This is a genomic window from Vulgatibacter incomptus (assembly GCF_001263175.1).
Taxonomy (GTDB): Bacteria; Myxococcota; Myxococcia; order Myxococcales; family Vulgatibacteraceae; genus Vulgatibacter; species Vulgatibacter incomptus.
Genome location: NZ_CP012332.1, coordinates 3,184,409 through 3,205,511, shown reverse-complemented (window position 1 = coordinate 3,205,511; position 21,103 = coordinate 3,184,409). Strand labels below are relative to the sequence as shown.

Genomic DNA, 21,103 nt, shown 5'->3' with positions numbered 1-21,103 from the left:
TCGAAACGAGGAGCGATTCATGGGACGGTTGTTGGATGCACTCCTTTCTCCCGGAAAGAAGGACGAGGTGATTCGGGACGCAGCCCGACTCATCGACGAGGAGGTCGACGCCAAGGGCGGCCTCGGAGGTCTCGCGCTCAAGGGGGCGTACAAGCTGGTGACGACCGCGAAGCAGAACTTCGTCGGCAATACCCTCGAGCGCCTCCTGCCGGACTTCGCGTCACGCCTCGAGCCCCTCTACGAGGAGCGCCAGCGGACCGCGACCAACGAACCGATGGAGCGCTTCTTCACCGTGCGTGCTGGGGACGTCGCCGACGCGCTCCTCGCGATCACGGACGAGCGTGCGGCGAGGACGGATCGGGGCGCGGCTCGATCGGCGTACGAGAAGCTGCGGCCCGCTGCCAGGCGCCACGTCGCGGAGGCGGCCCCCAAGCTCGGGCGCCTCCTCGACCGGCATCTGTGAGAGTCCGTGAGAAGTCACGGACTCTCGCGAAGCCGAAGGCGGAGCAAAGAAAAGGCGCGATCGCGCGAAGCGCGGCTGAAGAGGTCGGGTCCGCTTCAGCGGTCCCGACTTCTTCACTCGCTCTGAGAAAACGAATCGAATTGTTGCGGTGAAATGCTGGATTTTCGGAACGCCCGGCGGTGGCGTCGCACGTGTCGGGTTCCCGACGATGTCGTTTCGGTCTCGCGTCGCGTCTGACGCACGAGCGCCGCGGTAACTACGGATCGGCCGATCTATCGGGATCCTCTCGCGCTTTTCTTGACACATATTTTTCGCGTTCGATACATTCGCCGCCGTCTGTGGTCCGAAATCCTCCAGGAGGAACGTATGGCTACCCGTACCGTTGGCAGCAAGCCTGCAACCAAGAAGCCCGCCGCCGCGAAGGCCACGGGCGAGAAGAAGCCCGCCGCTCGCAAGACGGCCGTCAAGGCCGCCTCCGCGGCGAAGACCGTTTCCGCCGCGAAGCCGGCTGCGCGCAAGGTTGCCGCTGCCGCGAAGCCCGCCGCCCGCAAGGTGGCGGCCGCCGCGAAGCCGGCTGCTCGTAAGACCGCCGCCGCGAAGCCGGCCGCTGCGAAGCCGGCCGCGCGCAAGACCGCCGCTGCCGCGAAGCCCGCCGCCCGCAAGGTGACCGCTGCCGCGAAGCCGGCCGCGCGCAAGGTTGCCGCTGCTGCGAAGCCCGCCGCCCGCAAGGTCGCCGCTGCTGCGAAGCCGGCTGCGCGCAAGGCCGCTGCCAAGCCCGCCGCCGTGAAGGCCGTGAAGGCTGTGAGGGCCGCGAAGGCCGTGAAGGCCGTGAAGGCCGAAGCGGGCGCCAAGGCGCGCAAGCCTGCCAGCGCCGCGAAGAAGGCCACCGCGCCGCGCAAGCCGCGCGCTGCGAAGAAGGCTCCGGCTCCCACGCCGACCCCGGCGATCTGATTCGAGGCCGGACCCTCGCCGTCTCGACGGCGAATGGATCCCGCCTGGGCGCCGCGCGAAGCTTCCGCATCGCTCGAGGGCGACGCGAGCCGACGCGCGGCGCTTTTTTTCGCCTTGGCGCGAAGCGTCCGCAGCGCCTCGAAGGCGACGCGAGCTGCCGCACCGACATCCGTAATCGCGAGAGGATGCACCGGACGCTGGCCTGCGCCGCGTCGGCGCCGTAGCGTGGCGGAATGTCTCTCTCCGCGTCCGAGCTGGCGGCGGTCGTCGCCGAGCTCCAGCCCTTCGCCGGCGGCACCATTCAGAAGATCTGGGCGGCTACGCCTCGTACCGTCGTCTTCGAGCTCCGCGTCCCCGGCGAGACCCACCAGCTCCTCGTCAGCGCCGATCCGGACGAGACCCGGCTGCATGGGGTGCTCGACAGGCCTCCCTCGCCGGCGTCGCCGCTGCCGATCCAGAACCTCCTGCGCGCCCGCCTGCTCCCTTCCCGCCTCGTCGCGATCGAGGCCGTTCCGGACGAGCGCATCGCGCGGCTGCGCTTCGAGACGCCGGGCGGCGAGATGCACCTCGAGGCGGAGCTCACCGGCCGCCACGGCAATCTGATCCTCGTCGGCGCCGATGGCCGAATCGCCGGCGTCGCGGTGCCGAGCGCGTCGTCGACCCGCGCGATCCTCCCCGGCCAGCCGTACGAGCCGCCACCGCCGCATCCGGCTCGGCGCGCTCCTCCCGATCGCTTCCAGGCCGACCCCTCCAAGGGTCCCTTCTCGCTCTCCCTGGCGATCGAGGACCACTACGGCCCGGTTGCGCGGGAGCGCCTCCTCGTCGACCGGCGCCGGGAGGCGTCTCGCGCGATCTACGCCGCGCGCAAGCGCCTCGAGGGCGCCCTCGTCAAGATCGAGTCGGAGGAGAAGCGCGCGAAGGGCGCGGACGAGCTGCGCCACCTCGGCGATCTCCTGCTTCCCGTCGCGTCCCGGATCCCTCGCGGCGCCCGGAGCTTCGCGTGTACGGATTACACCGAAGAGGGCCCGGTCGAGGTGCACGTGCCGCTGAGGCCGGAGCTCTCCCCACGCGACAATGTCGACCGCTACTACAAGGAATACCGCCGAATGAAGGGCGCGCGGGAGCGGATCGCGGCGAGGCGGGAGGAGCTCTCCGAGCGCGTGCTCCACCTCGGCGCCCTCGCCGAGAGGCTCGCCGCCGCCGAGAGCGAGTCGCTCATCGACGAGCTCTCCCGGGAGGCCGCGGCGGCGGGCGCGCGGCCGCGGGCGAAGGGGCGCAAGGAGCGCGAGGAGAAGCGGCCGCCCTACCGTGGCTACGTCTCTGCCAGCGGGCGGCCGATCTGGGTGGGGCGGGGCGCCAAGGCGAACGACGAGCTCACCTTCCACGTCGCCCGCGGCAACGACCTCTGGCTCCACGCCCGCGGCGTGCCGGGCGCCCACGTGGTGGTCCCCCTCGGCAAGAGCGCGGCGCCGGACGAGCAGACGCTCCTCGATGCCTGCGCCCTCGCCACGCACTTCAGCAACGCACGCGGGGAGGCGGTGGCCGAAATCGCTCACACCCGCGTGCGCCACGTGCGCAAGCCGAAGGGCAGCGCGCCCGGGGCCGTGCTCTACGTCCAGGAGAAGGCGCTGCCCTACCGCCACGATCCGGAGAGGCTCGCGCGCCTCCTTACGCAGGAGCCCGACTGACCGCCCGAAGTGTCGGGAAATCGGCGGTCGAGACGGTTGGGGTCGGCCGCGCCCCCAAAGTGGGGGGCGGTACATGGCCCTTGAGGCGAAGGCCGGACCTCCGATACGATTGCGGCACCGATGGCAACCCGGACCGCTCGCCAGCTTGCGCTGCCGAACCAGCATTCTACGTCCAGGCGCCAGGCGTCCGCCCGCCAGGCCGCCGCCTCTGCGGCCGACGTGGGGCGCGGTGCCGCAGCCCATTCGGAGAAGCTGGAGCGCGCCGCCGCCCTCGCCGATCGGTTGTCGACCCTCCTCGACGAGCGGGTCCGCCTCACGATCACCGACAACACCTCCACGATGATCTCGTTTCGGCGGAGCCGGAGCCTGGTGGCCATCCGCGTCCACCAGATGTTCCTCGACGCGCCGGCGAACGTCGTCCAGGCCCTCGCCGACTACGCCTCCCGGCGGCCCAGCCACGCGGGGCAGGTGATCGACGACTTCGTGAAGCGGAACGAGTCCCGGGTCCGCCGGGCGCGGGTGCGCCGGCAGGCCCAGGGCCTCGACCCGTTCGGTCGCGTGCACGATCTGAAGGAGATGTTCGACAAGCTCAACGCCCGCTACTTCGCCGGGCGGGTCGACGCGCGGATCGGTTGGGGGCGCGAAGCCCCCGACAGGCGTCGGCGGTCCATCAAGATGGGCACCTACTTCCACGAGTCGCGCGTGATCCGGATCCACCCGGCGCTCGATCGCGAGGAGGTCCCCGCCTACTTCGTGCGCTTCGTGATCTTCCACGAGATGCTGCACCAGGCGGTGCCGCCCCAGCTCATTGGCGGCCGCCGCGTCGCCCACTCCCCGGAGTTTCGCGCCTGCGAGTCGGCCTACCCCGACTTCGAGCGGGCGCTCGCCTGGGAGCGCGAGAACCTCGGCCTCCTGCTGGGCCGCCATGGCCGCCGCCAGCGGACCTTCGACCCCGACGATCTCCTCGCCTGAGCCGCCCTCGAGCTCTCGCAGCATCACGCAGCGCCGGGTCGGGCGCCGGACTCCCTGAATATTCGTCCGCTTCGTGCGTTCTTTCGCTCGCTCGGCGCAGGTGGTCGGATGCCGGGGATTCGGGCGGATCGGCGTGGTAGGAGTCCAGAGGGTGATCGCGCGTTCGGGACTCCTTGGCCTCCTCGGCCTCCTCTGCTTGGGCGCCTGCGCCCACGTGGATCGGGAGCGGGAGATCCTCGGCTCCCTCCGCTTCGAGGGCAACGAGGCCCTCTCCCCCGGCGACCTCGAGCCGCGGCTGGCCCTTGCCGAGACGCCGATCTGGCCCTGGGCGGATCGCCAGTACTTCGACGCCGGGACCCTCGTCGGCGATCGGCGCCGCCTCGTCCGCTACTACCAGGCCGAGGGCTTCCACCAGGCGAAGGTTCGTTCTCGCGTCTCGAGGACCGGAGCCGCGGTCGACGTCACCTTCTTGGTGGAGGAGGGTGCGCCCACGCGCATCCGGACGCTCCGCATCGACGGGTTGCCCGACGAGGTGCGGGATCGGGTGCTCGAGCAGCCGCTCCCGATCCGGGAGGAGGCGAGGATCCGTGAGGTCGATTACGACGCCGCCAAGGGAGAGCTGATCCAGCGGCTCCGCAACCAGGGCTACGCCGACGCCACGGTCTCGGGATCGGTGGGGATCGATGCCGCGCAGAACGCCGCCGACGTGCGGCTCCTGGTGGCGCCAGGACCTCCCCTGCGCTTCGGCCGCGTGGTGATCACGGGCGCGGTGCAGGTCCCGCGGCAGACGATCCTCGAGCGCGTCCGCGAGGTGATCCCGGAGGGCCGGAGCTTCAGCGAGACGCGGATGGCCGACGCCCAGGCCCGGCTCTTCGACATGGGCGTCTTCGGTGGCGTGCGCGTTTCGCGCGGCCCCACCGACGCGTCCACGCGGACGGTGCCCCTGATCGTCTCCGTCCGCGAGGCGCCCTTCCAGACGCTGCGGGCCGGCGGCGGCTTCGGCGTGGACAAGGAGCGGGTGGAGGGCCGCGCCATCGCGCAGTACACGAACCGCAACTTCCTGGGCGGCCTCCGCACCCTCCGCTTCGACAACCGGCTCGGCTACGCCTTCGTCGGCGAGGGAGCGATCCAGCTCAACCCGACGGAACAGGGCGTGGTCGGCTCCAGCGCGCTGGACCTCCTGCAGCCCGAGCTCTTCCGCCACGTGGACGGAAACTTCCGCCTCGAGTACGAGCACGGTCTGGAGTCCGCCTACCTCTTCGACTCGGTGCGAGGCCGGGTGGGCTTCCCCGTCCGTCTGCACCGGAGTCTCGTCTTCACAACCAGTTACAACCTCCAGTTCTTCGCCCTCCAGCCCTTCACCGAGACCGGCGGCTCGACGAGCACCTATTCCTGCGTGGACGAGCGCGGAAACTGCGTCCTCTCCTTCCTCGAGGAGCGGCTCACCTGGGATCGGCGCGACAACCCCCTCGAGACGACGTCCGGCTGGCTCGCCTCGATCGCGCTGCAGCAGGGAGGCGGATTCCTCGGTGGCAGGGCCTCGTACAACCGCGTCCTCGGCGAAGCGCGGTACTTCCTGCCCCTCCCTCGAGCCATGGTCCTGGCGCTCAAGCTCGAGGGCGGCGCGATCCTTCCCGCCTCCGGCGAGGTCTCGCCCATCATGGAGCGCTTCTACGCTGGAGGCGGCAGCAGCCTGCGCGCCTTCGGCACCAGGCGCCTCGCGCCGCAGAAGCTGCGCGAGGGCCGCTCGCTCGGCCCCGACGGCCAGGTCGTGGAGAACGGAACGCTGCGCCCGCTCCAGACCTCGGACGCGGTGCCGGTCGGAGGCGATACGCTCCTCGACGCGTCCGCCGAGCTCCGCTTCCCCATCGCCGGCGACCTCGGCCTCGCCGCCTTCGTGGACGCCGGAAACGTCGGCCATACGCTGCAGGACTCGAACGTGTTCTCTCCGAACGTGGCGGTGGGCCTCGGCCTTCGCTACCGGACGCCCTTCGGGCCGATCCGCCTCGACGCGGGCTATCGTGTGCTCACCGTATTGCCCCGCCTCGTCGCGCCGGACGAGACCCTGACCACCGTCGCCGTCCCCGAGACTCCGTTCTCGCTGCATTTCTCGATCGGGGAGGCGTTCTGATGCGCCTCCGTTCGTGGAAGGGACGGGCCGTCTGGGCCTTGTCCTTGCCGCTGATCCCCCTCCTGTTCGGGACCATCGCGGCGATCACGCCGGCGGGGAAGGCGTGGATCGCCGGCAGGGCGACCTCGCTCCTCAACGGCCAGATCCGTGGCGAGGTCCGCGCCGCATCCCTCGGGATCGGCTTCGGCTCCGTTCGGCTCGAAGGCGTGGAGATCCTCGCGCCGGACGGCAGCCGCGTCGCCGACGCCGAGGAGCTCGAGGTCTCGATCCGGAACCTCGCGCCTGGCGGCGTGCGCCTCGGCGAAGTGCGCGTCGTGGGCGCGCGGATCCTCGCCGCGCCGTCGGCGGACGGAGGGATCGGCCTGCTGCAGGCCTTCGAGCCCCCGGCGTCGTCTCTCTCGGGCGGTTCGTCGGATTCGTCGTTCTGGCTGCAGATCGATCGACTGGTGATCGAGCGCGCATCGGTCGTGGTACGCGGCGCAAAGGACGAGCCGGTCTTCACTGCCACGGACGTAGGGCTCGACGTGAGTGGACGGGTGGACGGGCGCGGCGCCCAGATCGCCGGGACCGCGAGGGGCAGGCTTCAGGAGCCGTCGTTGGGCGAGTTGGAGCTCGAGCTCGACGCCGCCCTGGGGGAGGACTTCCGCACGCTCGCGCTCTCTCGCCTCGCCGCGAGGCGAGGGGCTTCCTCGCTGTCGATGCACGGCGAAGCGGACCTGGGCGAAGGCGACGTGACGCTGCGTTCGCTCGAGGCGTCCGTCGCGCCTGCCGACCTCGCTTCGCTCGGCGTGAACGTGTCCGCTCCGGTGAAGGTGTCGGGAGACGCTTCTCTGAGCAAGGGCTCCGTTCACGCGGAGCTGCGCGCCGGACAAGGGGAGGGGAGCCTGGACCTGGTCGGCGATCTCGCCCTCGCGAGCGGCCGATGGACGGCCGTCGCCACCGCCGTTTCGCTCGATCCGCGCCTGGTGGATCCGGGCCTCCCGAACTTGACCTTCGCCGGGCGCATCGAGGCGACCGGCCGCTGGCTCGACGATCTCTCTGGCCGGGTCACCGGAGGCCGCGTGGCTTCGGGCACGACCGTCGTCGAGCCGATCGAGCTCGAGGTGGCGCTGCAGGGCGAACGGATCGACGTGGAGAAGCTCTCGGCTGCGTTTCCGGGTGGGCGGATCGGCGCTCGGGGCTGGGTCGAGGGCGGCGCGGCCTCTCTGCGCTTCGAGCTCGATGCGAGGGCGGCGGGCCGCTTCCTCGCGGCGGTGTCGAAGCTCTACGAAGCCGCCGGGCTCGGCCGCCTCGAGCTCCCGGCGGTGACCGGCGCCGTGGCCGCGAGCGGCACGATCCAGGGCCGGCTCGACACGCCGCGGATCGACGCAAGGCTCCGATCCTCATCGTTCACCTGGGGTGAGGCCACCTTCACAGACGTCGCCGCGGACGGAAGCCTCTCCGGCCTCCCTGGAAAGCCTGCCGCTTCGTTCAAGGGGACGATTGGCCGGTTCGAGACCACGGGGACGGCGATCGCCGACGTGCGCGCGGACCTCGCCCTCTCCCGCGGTCGGGCCAAGGGGCAGGTCGAGGGACGCAGCCCCTTCGGCAGGGTCCACGCCACGCTCGACGCCGGGGTCGCAGACGACTTCTCCTCCCTGCGCTTCGACGCGCTGGAGCTGGGCTGGCCTGGCGCCAGCTGGAAGCTGGACGCGCCGGCGAGGCTCACCCTCGCGCCCCGGCTGCGCGCCGAGCCGATGCGCTTCACCAGCGACGACGGCGGCACGCTCGCGGCGAGGTTCGAGGTGGGCCGGGACGGCCGGCCGGAGGTCGAGCTCGAAGGAGCGGGCCTGGACCTCGGCGCCCTTCCTCCAGGGCTCGTGCCTCCGGAGGCGCGGCTCGCCGGAAAGCTCGGCCTCGTTCTCCGCCTCGAGAAGGGCGTGATCCTCGCGGACGCCACGCTCTCGTCGTTGGGCGCGGACGGGCTGGCGAAGCTCTCGGGCCTCGGGGAGCCCCTTGTCGGCCTCCTCGACGCGAGGATCCATCTCGAGGGCCCGCTCGAGTCGCCGCTCGGATCGATCCGCCTGGAGGGCCGTGACCTCAGGGGCTACGGCGTTCGAAACCTGGGTCTTCGCGCCGACGCGAGCTGGCCTTCGGCAGAAGGCGCCAAGGGCCGGAAGCCCGATCGCGTGGAGCTCTCCCTCGATGCGTGGACCGGACCGACCGCGCTCCATGCGCAGGGCGCCGGCTCCCTCGATCTCGGCCGGCTCCTGCGGGCCCCCTCCGCCGAGATCGAGCGCGCGCTCGCAGCGCCGATCGAAGGCGAGGCCTCGGTGGACGCCCTCGAAGTCGGCGCGTTCGCGGGGCGCTTCGGCCTGCCCGCCGGTCTCCGTGGGAAGGTGGATCTCACCCTGGGTGTCGCCGGGTCCGCGCGGGCCCCGCGCGTGAAGACCGTGCTGAGGGCCAGCGATCTCTGGGACGACGAGGTCGGTCCTCTCGACGGGGAGCTCGCCGTCGACGCCACCGCCGAGGAGGTGCGCGTGACCCTCTCGTCGTCGCTCCTGGGCCGGCGCTTCGTCGACGGAGAGGCGAGCCTCGGCGGGCCCATCGAGCGGCTGGGAGATTGGAAGAACCTGCCCCTTCGGGCCGCGTTCAGCGGATCCGCGATCGATCTTCCGTCGGTCGTCCACGCCCTGGGCCACCGCGGTGGCCGCAGGCGCGGAGGAGCGGAGGGGCGCCTGGAGGCGTCGCTGCAGGTCTCGGGAACCCTCGCGAGCCCCGAGGCGACCCTGCACGCCAAGGGAGCGAAGCTGGGCTGGGGTGGTGCCACCGTGGGCTCGCTGGCGATCGACGGCCGCTACGCGTCGGGCCGCCTCGACGCCTCGGCGCGGCTCGCCGGCGCGGGCGGCGGCAGCGCGACCCTCGACGCCTCGTGGCAGGGCGAGCTCCACGAGCTCATGGACGCGCCGATCGAGGCCCGCTTGCGCGCGGCGGGACTCGACCTCACGTTCGCCTCCGTACTTTCGCCCGACCTGCGGCAGATCGCCGGCCGTCTCGACGCGGACCTCGAGATCCGCGGCACCGCTGGCGAGCTCGGTGCGGGACGTGGCTCGGTCGAGGGCGTCGTTTCGCTGCGGAGCGGCCGCTTGAGCTACACGGGCCTGGGCGATCTGCGCGACGTCGAGCTCGACCTCGAGCTCCACCCGGATCGCGCGATCCTCCGGCACCTGCAGGCGCGCTCGTCGGGCCTGCTGAAGGCGAGCGGACTCGCCACCCGGAAGGCGCCCGGCGAGCCCTTCGCGATCGAGGGCACGATCGAGGCCCGCCGCTTCGGCGTCGTGTCGAACGATCTCGTCCGCGCCATCGTCGACGCAGATGGCAAGCTGCGCGCCTCGTTCTCCGGCGGCGTCCTGGACGGCAGGCTGGAGCTCTCCTCTACGTCTGTAGATCTCCCGAACACTCCCGGAAAGAACGTCCAGGAGCTCGAGGGCCACCCGGACTTCCACTTCGGCGACGCCCCCGTTGCCGAGAAGCAGGCAGCTGCCCGTCGTGAGAAGGGTCCGCTCCAGGTCCACCTCGACATCGCCACGACGCGGCCTGCGACCTTGCGCGGCATCGACCTGGCCCTCGAGGCGAACGCGGCGCTCCGGCTGAACTACGAAGGAAGCAGCGCCTCCCTGGCGGGGACGATCGAGACCGTGAAGGGCGGGGTGATCGTGATGGGCCGCCGCTTCGAGCTCTCGAGGGGCCGGGTGATCTTCACCGGATCCGAGGCGCTCTCCGATCCACGCCTGGACGTCGTCGCGGTCCAGGAGTCGCCCTACGCCAAGGTGATCGTCACCATCGGAGGGACGGCCCAGCGCTTCACCGCGGATCTGCGCTCGAACCCGCCCATGAGCGAGGCCGAGATCGCCACGCTCCTCGCCACCGGCCGGCCCCAGCTCAAGCGTGGCGCCGGCGGCATGAGCGAGGCCTCCGGCGCCGCCTCCGCGCTCGGGGCCGTGGTCACCTCCCAGCTCAAGCGCGGCCTCGCCACCAAGCTCCCGGTCGACGTGATCTCCTTCCAGGCGGGCGAGGACGGCCTCGACAGCGGCAGCCTCGAGGCCGGGAGCTACGTCACGGACCGCATCTTCGTCGGCTACTCGCGGAACTTCGGGGTCGCCGACACCGATCGGCGGAACATCAACGAGGTCCGCGTCGAATACCAGCTCACGCCTCGCTGGACCCTTGAAGTCACCTACGGCGACAAGAGCGCCGGCGGCGCTGATCTGTTCTGGACGCGGGATTTCTGACGCGCCTAGCTGGGCAGCGGCACCTGCGCATCCGGCGCGAATTGGGGTCCGCGTGGACCGTAGTCCGAGTTGGCGAAGGCGTGGCCGCCGCGAATGACATCGATGGGAGCGTCGTGCTTGTCCATGACGGACTCCACGAACACGAGGTCGACGTGCTCGGCCCCGAGCACGTCGTCGAGCTCGTCGACCGTCTCGACCACGTAGGTCTCCGCCTTGCTGTCCCGGCGAAATACCTTGGGAAGGTCGGAGTATCGCCAGTTCGCGACGTCGTTGTACGCCGCGTCCTTGCCCAGGATCGTTCGTTCGACCGTGTATCCCCCGTTGTTGATGAGGAAGATGAACGGCTTGAGACCGTGACGCAGGATGGTCGAGAGCTCCTGTGCCGTGAGTTGGAAGGAGCCTTCGCCCACGAACAGGATGTGGCGGCGGTCCGGGGCGGCCAGCATGGCGCCGAGTAGAGCGCCGACGGTGTAGCCGATCGAGCCCCACACGGCCTGCGAGATGTAGGTGCAGCCCTCCGGCAGATCGAGCGCTCCGGCGCCGACGATCGAGGTCCCGTCCTCGACGAGGATCACATCCCCAGGGCGCAGGAAGCCTTGCATGGCCTTCCAATATCCAGCCTGCGTCAGCGCGCCGTCCGATGGAGCTCCGGCCGCGGCTCGCGAGGGCGCTTCCGCCGGAGCGGGCTCCTTCCTGGGCACGGACTGGGACGACCGCACGAGCGAATCCATGAGCTCCTCGAGCTGGACTCCCTGGAAATCGTGCTCGCCGTCAGCGACCGAGTCGGCGTTCAGATAGATCGTGGTCGGTGGCAGCTCGTCCGTGAAGAAGCCGGACACCAACTCGACTCGACGATATCCGATGGCGATCAGGCAATCGCTCTTCTCCACCGCTTCTCGCGTCTCTGGTGTGCTGGCGATCCCCGCATAGCCTCCAGCGAACAAGGGCGACGTCTCGGGGAAGACGCCCTTCGACGTGCTCAGGGTGGCCACCTGCATCTGGAACCGGTTCGCGAGCTCGGCGATCGACTGCGAGAGCCCGAAGCGATCTGCGTCGAGATCGAGCAGGAAGGCAGGGGACTTGGCCGCTCCGACCCGGTCGAGGATCATCGTCGTGCAAGCCTCGAGACGCTCTGGGTCACTCGCCGGCATGGTGAGATCGAGCGGCCGCTCGGGTACTTCGATCTCGAGGCAGGCGAGGTCCGACGGTAGCTCCATGTAGACCGGCAGCTTTCGGCGCCACGCGGTCTGAATCAGGCGATCGATCTCGGCCGCGGCGTTCTCGACGGACAGCACGGCCTGTGCGGTGGTGACCTCGGCGAACGCGCGGTAGAAGTTGCCCTTCTCCCGGTCCGCGAGCGTGTGATGCATCAGGTCGCCGCGTTGAACGGCCCTCGCCGGAATCGTGCCGCAGATGCACACGACCGGGACGTGCTCGCAGTACGCGCCGGCGATTCCGTTGATCGCGCTCAGCGCTCCGACGCCATTCGTGACGATGAGCGCGCCGAGGCCGTTGATGCGTGCGTAGCCGTCCGCGGCGTACGAGCCGTTCAGCTCGTTGCAGTTCCCGACCCAGGACGGGCTTCCCCGGTCCTCCAGCTGCTGCAGAAGCTCGAGGTTGTAATCGCCCGGAACTCCGAAGATGTGTCGGACGCCTGCCTCTTCGAGGCGACGCAATAGGAAGTTGCCGACAGTCTCTTTCATGGCGCCGTCCCGTGCCTGTAGCTGGTCCCTCCGTACGGGTAGGTGCGGGATGGTTCGCAGTCAATTGGCGATTGGCCATGCGGACGGCGAGCTCAGCGCTCGGCCTCTGCTGCTGCTGGCGGCTGCACGAGGTGCCGCGGTTCGGCCGAACGAGGCGCGGGCCGGTCGAAGGGACCCGATTCCGCGGCGGCGTCGAGGGGCGCGGCGTGGCCGCGGGCGATCCGGTAGCGCTCCAGCTTGTTGTAGAGCGAGCGCCGGCTGATCCCGAGCACCTTGGCCGTCTTGTTCTTGTTCCAGCCGTAGGCGTCGAGGGTGCGGGCGATCACGGCACGCTCGATCTCCCGCATCGGCGTCCCGATGGGGATTCGGATCGCGGCGAGATCGCCTTCGTCCCGGTAGATCACGCGCGGAAGGAAGTCGGGCGTGAGCAGGGTGCCGGTGCAGAGGATCACCGCGTGCTCGACGACGTTGCGCAGCTCGCGGACGTTGCCGGGCCACGGATACCGGGCGAGCAGCGAGAGCGTCTCGTCGGTGGCGGTGACGACGGGCTTCCGGTAGCGATCGGAGAAGGTCTCGATGAACGACGAGACGAGGAGGGGGATGTCCTCCTTGCGATCGCGCAGCGGAGGCAGGGTGAGGGGGAAGACGTCCAGGCGGTAGAAGAGATCCTCGCGGAAGCGCCCCAGGCGCACGAGCTCGCCGAGGTCACGCCCGGTGGCGGCGATCACCCGCACGTCGGCCTTGCGCTCGCTCGAGCCGTCGGCGCTCGCGAGGTTCCCGGATTCGAGGAAGCGATAGAGGACGAGCTGCGATCGCGGATCGAGGGCGTCGACCTCGTCGAGGAAGATCGTGCCGCCCTCCGCCTGCTGGAACTTGCTCTGGCCGGAGCCGCCGCCGAAGAGCTCGGCGGCGAGGCGCTCGTGGGAGATCGCCGCCACGTGCAGGGGAAGGAACGGAGCCTCGGATCGAGACGAGCGCTTGTGGATCGCCCGGGCGCAGCTCTCCTTGCCGGAGCCGCTCTCGCCCCGGATGAGGACCGTGGCATCGGAGCTCGCCGCCAGCGCGATCCGCTCGAAGACCGCATGCATCGCCGGCGCCCGCGAGAGGAGGCCGTCGTGGCCCGAGTGGGCGGTGGCCGAGCGCGCCGGTCGGAATCCGTTGGCCATCGCGGCCCGGTCGTGGAGCGCGGTGGAGACCACGGATCGGAGCAGGCCGGGCTCGAGGGGCTTGGTCAGATAGTCGAGGGCGCCCGCCTTCAGCGCGGCGATGGCCGATTGTGCGGTGGCGTGGCCCGTGACCACCAGGACCGCGGCGTCGGGGAGCGTCTCGCGCACGGAGCGGGTGAGCTCGATTCCGCTTCGCCCCGGCATCACCAGATCCGTGATCACGAGGTTGTACCGCTCGGTGCGCAAGAGCTCGTCGGCCTCGGCGGGGCTGGAGGCGCCGTCCACGACGTGCCCCTCCCCCCGGAGGAGCTCCACGACGGCTTCGAGGGCGACGGCGTCGTCGTCGACGGCGAGGATTCGATGGGCGGCCATTGCACGGCCTCCTTTGTTTCACGGAGTGGGCAGGATCCCGCCAAAGCTATGCACCTGCCTTCCCACGCCAAGTGCACACCCCGAGCGAAATCGCTTCCGTCCTGCGCGAATGGTTCGATTTCGGAATCGCGGAGCTCGTTTTCGAGAGGGTGTCGGGAATGCCCCCGAATGCGGTGCCGTTCCTCGCCGGAGCTGGGCGGATCGATCCGCCGCGGGACGCCTCCGGCCGTGCGCTTCGTCTGCTAGGATCGATTCTTCCGAACCAAGGCCTTCCCCTTGCCCTCGATCACGGATCTCGCCGGTGTCCGCGTGGGACACGCAACCGACCGGGACGCCGCCACCGGCTGCACCGTCGTGCTCTTCGACGAGCCCGCCCTCGGCGGGATCGACATCGGCGGAGGCTACGCCTCGCTTCGCCAGGCCGATTCGCTCCGGCCGGGCGGCAGGGTGAACCAGGTGCACGGTTTCCTGCTCACCGGCGGCTCCGCCTTCGGCATGGATGCCGCCGGCGGCTGCATGGCCTTCCTCGAGGAGCGCGGCGTCGGCTTCCCCGCGACGGTGGCGAGGATCCCCACCGTTCCCACAGCGGTCCTCTTCGACCTCGGCATCGGCTCGAGGGACGTGAGGCCCGACGCGGGGATGGGCTACGCCGCGTGTGTGGCGGCGAGCCGCGATCCGGTGCAGGAGGGGAACGTCGGGGCGGGCACCGGCTGCACGGTGGCGAAGCGGCTCGGCTACGAGCTCGCGTGGAAGGGCGGCCTGGGCAGCTTCGCCGCAGAGGCGGGAGGCTTCCGGGTGGGCGCGCTCGCCGCGGTGAACGCCCTCGGCGACGTCGTCGATCCGAGCTCGGGAGCGCCGCTCGCCGTGGCGCGGGGACCCGGTCGGGGCTGGCGGCGCCCTGCTCCGGAGGCGGCGGCCGAGGCCGCTCCCGCCAAGGCGGGCCTCCCGGGCTCCGGCGAGAACACCACCCTCGTCGTCGTCTGTACGGACGCGCCCTTCGATCGGAACCAGCTCTGCCACCTGGCCCGGATGGCCCACGACGGCCTCGCCCTCGCGATCCGCCCGGCCCATACGCCCTTCGATGGCGACGTGGTCTTCACCGCGTCGACCGCGCCGCGCGATCGCATCCGCGCGGACGACCTCGTCCTCGCCGAGGTGGGCATGGCCGCGATCGAGGTGGTAGCCGAGGCGATCGCGCGCGGGGTCAAGGCGGCCCGGACCCTCCATGGGATTCCGGGCCTGGCCGGAGCCTAATTCTCCCCGATCCCCTGGCCGGCTGGCATACAGGAAGCTCGATCCCTACATCCACGATCGTGCGTGGAGGTGAACCGTGTCCGAAACGCCGAGGGCCGCCAACCGGCTGGCCCGGGAGGCCTCTCCCTACCTCCGCCAGCACATGTACAACCCCGTCGACTGGTACCCCTGGGGGCCGGAAGCGCTGGAGACGGCCGCGCGTGAGCAGAAGCCGATCCTGCTCTCCGTCGGCTACGCCGCCTGCCACTGGTGCCACGTGATGGAGAAGGACGCCTTCGAGGTGGAGTCCGTGGCGGAGCTGATGAACCGCCACTTCGTCCCGATCAAGGTCGATCGCGAGGAGCGTCCCGACCTCGACTCCCTCTACCAGGGCGTGGTCCAGCTCATGGGCAGGGGCGGGGGCTGGCCCCTCACCGTCTTCCTCACGCCGGATCTCCAGCCCTTCTTCGGCGGCACCTACTTCCCGCCCACGAGCGGCTATGGCCTCCCGAGCTTCACCCGGGTGCTCGAGGCGCTGGCCGATGCGTGGGCCAACCGCCGCGACGAGGTGCTGCAGAGCGCGGGATCCTTCGAGGAGGGCTTGGCCCGCCTGGTGCGCGTCGGGCTCGGCACGGGCGGCGCGCCGCTCACGGGCAGCGAGCTCGCGAGGGCGGCCGAGCGGATCTGCCAGGAGGCCGACACCCGCAACGGCGGCTTCTTCGGCGCCCCGAAGTTCCCGCACCCGATGGAGCTCTCCTTCCTGCTCCGGATGGCCTTCGCGTGGCCCGCGGAGCTCCGGTCGGAATCGGTCGACGAGGCGAAGGCCGCGATCCGCCGCTCCCTGGACAAGATGGCCGAGGGCGGGATCCACGACCAGCTCGGCGGCGGCTTCCACCGCTACAGCGTCGACGAAGCGTGGGCCGTGCCCCACTTCGAGAAGATGCTCTACGACAACGCGCTCCTCCTGCGGCTCTACGCCGAGGCCGCCGTCGCGTTCGAGCACTCCGAGTACGATCGAGTCGCACTCGACATCGCCGGCTGGATGGCGCGGGAGCTCACGGACCCGAGCGGCGGCCTGTGGTCCTCCCAGGACGCCGACAGCGAGGGCGTGGAGGGCAAGTTCTTCGCCTGGACGCCGGACCAGATCGAGGAGGTCCTCGGCCGGGAGCTGGCGTCCCTCGCCGCGGCCCGCTTCGGTGTCACCGCCACGGGGAACTTCGAGCACGGCGCCACCGTGCTCCACCTGGCGGCCTCCGCTCAAGAGATCGCGCAGGAGAGGAACCTCCCCGTCGAGGAGGTGGAGGGGAAGCTCGCGGAGGCGCGCCGCAGGCTCTTCGATTCGCGGAAGGAGCGCGTGGCCCCCGCCACCGACGACAAGGTGATCGTCGCCTGGAACGGCCTCGCCATCGGGGCCCTCGCCGCGGCGGGGCGGCTCCTCCACGACGACGGCCTGGTCGAGCAGGCCCGCCGCGCCGCGGACTTCGTGCTCCGGACCCTCGCGACGGACGATGGTCTGAAAAGGGTCTATCGGGACGGCAACGTGAAGCAGGAGGCCTTCCTCGACGACTGGGCGGCGCTCTGCGAGGGGCTCGTCGAGCTCTTCGAGACCACAGGCGAGAACCGCTGGCTCGACGAGGCGCGGCGCCTCGGCGACGGCATCGTCTCGCGCTTCTGGGACGAAGAGCAGGCCTGCTTCTTCCTCTCGCCCGCCGGCGGCGAGTCGCTGCGCCATCGGATCCCCTCGATCCACGACAACGCCGTGCCGGCTGGCGGCTCGAGCGCGGCCGTCGCGCTGCTGCGGCTCCACCTCCTCACCGGCCACGAGCAGGCGGGCCGCGTGGCGGAGCGCTACCTCGAGCGCCAGCACGACGAGCTCCTCCGCAGCCCGTTCGCGTTCGGACATCTGCTCGGCGCTGCGTTCCTTCGGGCCAAGGGCCTCACCGAGGTCGCCGTGCTGGGAGCGCCCGGTGCCGCGCGCGACGCGCTCCTCGCCAAGGCGCGAACCGGGGTGCATCCCGAGGTCGTCGCCTGGGCCGCCGAGAAGGGCGAGAGCGAGCTCCTGTCGGGGCGTGGCGAGGTGGACGGAAAGCCCGCCGCGTGGATCTGCCGGAGGTTCACCTGCGAGGCGCCGCGGACGGATCCCGAGGAGGTCACACGTGCGCTGGGGCTTGGCTGAGGTCTTCGTCGCCGCGGCAGTCGCCGTGATCGGCCTCGATGCGTGTGCAAGCGACTGTGACGTCGCGTGCGGGAAGCTCGAGTTCTGCCAGCAGCTCCCCGACATCAGCCGGCAGGTCTGCTCCGAGAGGTGCGGCAAGGTGCACGACGAGAACGCCGACCTCGCCCGAAACTGCGGCGATTGCCTCCACGGAGCCTCGTGCAAGACGATCTCGAAGGGCGGCTGCTCCCTCGATTGCGAAAGGGTCCTCGGGGTTCCGATCGGGAATCCCGGGACCGGTGGAGCGGGCGGCGACGGCGTCGGAGTGGGCGGTACCGGCGGCGCTGTCCCGTAGAAGGTGCGCGACGCGCACTGTGCGGAATCGAGAAGATCCGTCGCGATCCGGCCTCCCGCCCGGGCCGCGAGCCGCCCATTCTGCTATGGCTACGCCGAACGTCGCCACGCGGTCTCCGAGCGCCGATGGCGCTCGCACACGACGGAACGAAGCCCATGGATATCCAGCCGCACCCGATCCTCGCCATCGCCGGCCTCTTCGGCCTCGGCGTCCTCCACGGCGTGGGCGCCGACCACCTGGCGGCGCTCGGCACCATCGCCGCGAAGCGCGGCAGCCTCAGGGAAGCGCTCCTGGTCGCGCTGCGCTTCGGGGCGGGCCATGCCGGCGTGCTGGCCGTCGGTGCCGGCCTCTGTCTGCTCCTGGGCCTCGCGATCCCCGAGGCGTTCGAGCGGGTGGCGGAGATCTCGGGCGGCGGCGTGGTCGCGCTCCTCGGCGCGCTGGCGGTGATCGAGGCCACCGGCGTCGTCCGGATCCACAGCCACGCGCACGGCGTGCACGACGAGCACGCCCATCCGCATGTCCATGTGGGGATGGAGCATCGCCACGCCGGCCACGGTCACCGCCACGGCGCCACGCTGGTGGGCGCGCTCATGGCGGTGTCCGGCCTGCGGGGGCTGCTGGCCCTGGTGCCGGCTGCCGCTCAGCGCTCGCCGGTCGTGCTAGGCGGCTCCGTGCTGGCCTTCGGCGTGGGCGTGGTCGTGTCGATGGTGATTGCCGCCCTTGCCGGCGCTGGAGCGGCCTGGCTGGGCGGAAGGGCCGGGCTGCGCCCCGGCGCCCGGACCGTCCGGGGCCTCGTGGGCGCGGCCTCGTTTGCGGTCGGCGTCTTCTGGATTGTCGACGCCTGGTAACGACCCCGCGCAGCGAGCGCGGGAGAAGGCGCGCCTCCCAAAGGAAGCGCGCCTCCTCGGGTTCTCAGAAGTAGAGGAACGCGGAGACGGCCGGCAGGAAGCCGATGTCGACGTCCGTGCTCTCGCCGCCGACCTGCAGGTCGAGGAGCGCCGTCGAGAACTGGAGCGAGAGCGCCTCGGTCACCCGGGCCTCGACGCCGGGGCCCGCGTAGAAGCGCACGCCCAGGGTCTGGTGCAGCTCGTTGTCCTTCCGGCTCAACCGCGGGAGGAACTGCGCGCCGGCGCGAAGGAGCACGGACGCATACTTGCTGTTGATGAAGTCCCACTGGACGCCCGCGCCGATGGAGTAGAAGGTCGCGGGATCCTCGCCGTCCCGGATGCGGTGCAGGAAGCCGAGGGTTCCCAACAGTGCGACGTCCTGGGCGAGGCCGTACCGGACCACGAAGCCCGCGGACGGCGAGAACTCGGTGAGCCCGCTGGATTCAAGGCCCGTCCCGCGGGCCAGGTTGAACTCCTGGAAGAGCTCGGCGCCGACGCTGAGCTCACCGGGCGAGATGACGCTGGTCGAGGAGGTCTTCGCAGACGCGGCCGCGGGGATCGCGAGGAGGGCCGCGGCGGCAAGGGGAAGCAGACGAATGCGCATGGATTACTCCGAGCCCGAAAGGTTCTTTGGAGATCGGGCCAACGGTGCCATGCCTATTCCAGCCGCGGCGTACAGTCAATTAATCTACAAATAGTCCACGCGCAGGACGAGCTGCGGGAGGGCTTGGGCTCGGTTAGAGTCCCGCCGGAGCTTTTCGCGAAAGGGAATCGAAGATGGCGTCTCGGGTGAAGGCGGCACTCATCGGCGGAACGGGCTACGGCGGCGCGGAGATCCTCCGCCGGCTGCTCTTCCATCCCCGGGTCGAGGTCGTCCGGGTCACGGCAGCGGACAACATCGGCAAGCGGGTTGGCGAGGTCCACTTCAACCTCGCGGGCCTCACCGACCTCCGCTTCGAGGAGCTCCCGCCGAAGGAGGCCGCCGCGGGCGTCGACGTCGTCTTCCTCGCGATGCCCCACAAGGTCACCGCCAAGGTGGCGATGGAGCTCTTCGACCTGCCGGTGCGGATCGTCGATCTCTCCGGGGACTTTCGCCTGCGCAGCGCCGCCGAGTACCGCGAGTTCTACGGCGTCGACCATCCCGCTCCCGAGCGCCTCGGCACCTTCGCCTACGGCCTTCCTGAGCTCAACCGGGAGGCGATCCGCACCGCGCGCTACATCGCGTCGCCGGGCTGCTTCGCCACCACCATCGCCCTCGGCCTCGCGCCCCTCGCCAAGACGGGCCTCCTGAAGGGGCCCATCCGCACCGTGGCGGCCACCGGCTCGTCGGGCAGCGGCGCCAACCCGCAGATCACCACCCACCATCCTCTACGTGCAGTGAATCTGCGTACGTACAAGCCCCTCTCCCACCAGCACCAGCCCGAGATCCTCCAGACCCTGCACGACGCCGGCGGCGGGGAGGTCGCCCTCGAGTTCGTGCCCGTGTCCGCGCCGCTGCCGCGGGGCATCTTCGCGAGCTCCTTCGTCGACGTCCCCGAGTCGGTGACCGAGGAGCGCCTCGCCAAGGCCTGGCGCGACGCCTACGCGAACGAGCCCTTCATCCGCGTGGTCGAGGGCCGCTTCCCCGAGGTCGTCGCCGTCGCCGGCGGCAACTACGTCGAGGTGGCCTACAAGCTCTCCGAGGCCTTCGACGGGCGGCGGTCGGTGGTCTGCTTCTCCGCCCTCGACAACCTCGTGAAGGGCGGCGCCGGGCAGGCGATCCAGGCCTTCAACGTGATGATGGGCTTCGACGAGGGCGAGACGCTGCGCGAGCCCGGCCTCTGGCCGTAGGTCGAGTGCTCGTTCTTCTCACTTCAAGTGACGTGCTTCGCGGGTAGATGGAGGCCACATCCATGACGCTCTCGGCTCATCGCGGTCGATGGTTCGTGATCAAGCTCGGCGGCGAGCTGCTGGCGCCCGGCAAGCTCGCCGGCGTCGCGGAGGCGATCCACGCCTTCCGCGAGGCCGGCGTGCGAGTCGCCATAGTCCACGGTGGCGGCCCCCAGGCCAACGAGCTCACCCGTCGCCTCGGCCTGGAGCCCAAGCAGATCGGCGGCCGCCGCGTCACCGACGAAGCCGTGCTCCGCGTGATGAAGCAGGCCCTCGCAGGAGAAGCCAGCGTAGATCTCGCCGCCCAGCTCCGCTCGCACGGCGTGAACGTCGTCGGCCTGGCCGGCGTCTCCGCGGGCCTCGTCGACGCGGTCAAGCGGCCGCCGCGGGTGATCACCGGCGGCCCGCCCGAGCCCGTCGATCTCGGCTGGGTCGGCGACGTGGTCGGCGTGAACTGCGCGCTGCTCGAGACGCTCGCCGCTGCCGGCTACGTCCCGGCGATCTCCTCGCTCTCGGGCGACGCGAAGGGCAACGTCTACAACATCAACGCCGACACCGTGGCCACGCGCGTGGCCGCCGAGCTGCGCGCTGCCAAGCTCCTGCTGGTCGCCGGTGTTCCCGGCGTCCTCCGCGATGCCAAGGATCCCGCCACGAGGCTCCCCCGCCTCACGCCCGCCGAGTCCGACCGCCTCATCGCCGACGGCGTGATCACCGGCGGGATGATCCCGAAGGTGCAGGAGGCCCTGGGCGGCCTCGCCGCAGGAATCGAGGCGGTCCACGTCTGTGGCGCCGGCCCGGGCCAGCTCCTCGCCGAGGCCGCCGAGCCCGGCTCTTCCGGTACCGTCTTCGCCGCGGCGTGAGCTCGTGAAGGAATCGGCCCCGTCCTG

The 21,103-nt window shown here is 70.9% G+C and carries 15 protein-coding genes; 12 read left to right on the top strand and 3 right to left on the bottom strand.

Features of this window, described 5'->3' with window-relative positions; translation table 11 throughout:
* The first annotated feature begins 19 nt into the window (after window positions 1–19).
* The 6 genes from AKJ08_RS13310 to AKJ08_RS13285 all read left to right on the top strand — a co-directional run bounded on the left by AKJ08_RS13310 (window position 20) and on the right by AKJ08_RS13285 (window position 10,476).
* Window positions 20–463, top strand: a complete 444-nt coding sequence (locus tag AKJ08_RS13310) for a DUF6918 family protein (protein WP_157370671.1) — start codon at window positions 20–22, stop codon at window positions 461–463.
* A gap of 366 nt (window positions 464–829) precedes the next feature.
* A complete protein-coding gene (locus AKJ08_RS13305) occupies window positions 830–1,414 on the top strand; it encodes a hypothetical protein (RefSeq protein ID WP_050726510.1) in 585 nt (194 codons plus the stop codon).
* Window positions 1,415–1,647: 233 nt separating this feature from the next.
* Complete coding sequence (locus tag AKJ08_RS13300) at window positions 1,648–3,102, top strand: NFACT RNA binding domain-containing protein (RefSeq protein WP_050726509.1); 1,455 nt, start codon at window positions 1,648–1,650, stop codon at window positions 3,100–3,102.
* Between the two features lie 120 nt (window positions 3,103–3,222).
* Window positions 3,223–4,074 (top strand): SprT-like domain-containing protein, encoded by an 852-nt coding sequence (locus AKJ08_RS13295; RefSeq protein WP_050726508.1) that lies wholly within the window; start codon window positions 3,223–3,225, stop codon window positions 4,072–4,074.
* A gap of 151 nt (window positions 4,075–4,225) precedes the next feature.
* Window positions 4,226–6,205 (top strand): BamA/OMP85 family outer membrane protein, encoded by a 1,980-nt coding sequence (locus tag AKJ08_RS13290; RefSeq protein ID WP_050726507.1) that lies wholly within the window; start codon window positions 4,226–4,228, stop codon window positions 6,203–6,205.
* Window positions 6,205–10,476: a translocation/assembly module TamB domain-containing protein gene (locus AKJ08_RS13285; RefSeq protein WP_050726506.1), complete on the top strand. Its 4,272-nt coding sequence runs from the start codon at window positions 6,205–6,207 to the stop codon at window positions 10,474–10,476. The genes AKJ08_RS13290 and AKJ08_RS13285 overlap by 1 nt, the downstream gene beginning before the upstream one ends.
* A gap of 5 nt (window positions 10,477–10,481) precedes the next feature.
* On the opposite strand, the gene AKJ08_RS13280 is transcribed toward AKJ08_RS13285, so the two are convergent.
* Together AKJ08_RS13280 and AKJ08_RS13275 are read right to left on the bottom strand one after the other, a co-directional pair.
* Window positions 10,482–12,179 carry an alpha-keto acid decarboxylase family protein gene (locus tag AKJ08_RS13280; protein ID WP_082343154.1) on the bottom strand — a complete coding sequence of 566 codons (1,698 nt, stop codon included), beginning with the start codon at window positions 12,177–12,179 and terminating at the stop codon, window positions 10,482–10,484.
* 92 nt (window positions 12,180–12,271) lie between these two features.
* Window positions 12,272–13,717: a sigma-54-dependent transcriptional regulator gene (locus tag AKJ08_RS13275; RefSeq protein WP_050726504.1), complete on the bottom strand. Its 1,446-nt coding sequence runs from the start codon at window positions 13,715–13,717 to the stop codon at window positions 12,272–12,274.
* A gap of 276 nt (window positions 13,718–13,993) precedes the next feature.
* Here AKJ08_RS13275 and AKJ08_RS13270 point away from each other — a divergent pair, with 276 nt between their 5' ends.
* The 4 genes from AKJ08_RS13270 (at window position 13,994) to AKJ08_RS13255 (ending at window position 18,308) form a co-directional block, all read left to right on the top strand.
* Window positions 13,994–14,971: a P1 family peptidase gene (locus AKJ08_RS13270; protein ID WP_050726503.1), complete on the top strand. Its 978-nt coding sequence runs from the start codon at window positions 13,994–13,996 to the stop codon at window positions 14,969–14,971.
* Between the two features lie 76 nt (window positions 14,972–15,047).
* Window positions 15,048–17,126: a thioredoxin domain-containing protein gene (locus AKJ08_RS13265; protein WP_240475338.1), complete on the top strand. Its 2,079-nt coding sequence runs from the start codon at window positions 15,048–15,050 to the stop codon at window positions 17,124–17,126.
* Window positions 17,107–17,460 (top strand): hypothetical protein, encoded by a 354-nt coding sequence (locus AKJ08_RS13260; protein ID WP_050726502.1) that lies wholly within the window; start codon window positions 17,107–17,109, stop codon window positions 17,458–17,460. Before AKJ08_RS13265 ends, AKJ08_RS13260 begins: the two co-directional genes overlap by 20 nt.
* Window positions 17,461–17,585: 125 nt before the next feature.
* Window positions 17,586–18,308 (top strand): hypothetical protein, encoded by a 723-nt coding sequence (locus tag AKJ08_RS13255; protein ID WP_050726501.1) that lies wholly within the window; start codon window positions 17,586–17,588, stop codon window positions 18,306–18,308.
* Window positions 18,309–18,372: 64 nt separating this feature from the next.
* Here AKJ08_RS13255 and AKJ08_RS13250 read toward each other — a convergent pair whose 3' ends face one another.
* A complete protein-coding gene (locus AKJ08_RS13250) occupies window positions 18,373–18,951 on the bottom strand; it encodes a hypothetical protein (RefSeq protein WP_050726500.1) in 579 nt (192 codons plus the stop codon).
* Between the two features lie 173 nt (window positions 18,952–19,124).
* Between AKJ08_RS13250 and argC the strand changes: the two genes are divergently transcribed.
* Window positions 19,125–20,177, top strand: coding sequence for an N-acetyl-gamma-glutamyl-phosphate reductase (gene argC, locus AKJ08_RS13245; RefSeq protein WP_050726499.1), 1,053 nt, complete (start codon window positions 19,125–19,127; stop codon window positions 20,175–20,177).
* A gap of 62 nt (window positions 20,178–20,239) precedes the next feature.
* Complete coding sequence (gene argB, locus AKJ08_RS13240; protein ID WP_050726498.1) at window positions 20,240–21,076, top strand: acetylglutamate kinase; 837 nt, start codon at window positions 20,240–20,242, stop codon at window positions 21,074–21,076.
* The last annotated feature ends 27 nt before the right edge of the window (window positions 21,077–21,103 follow it).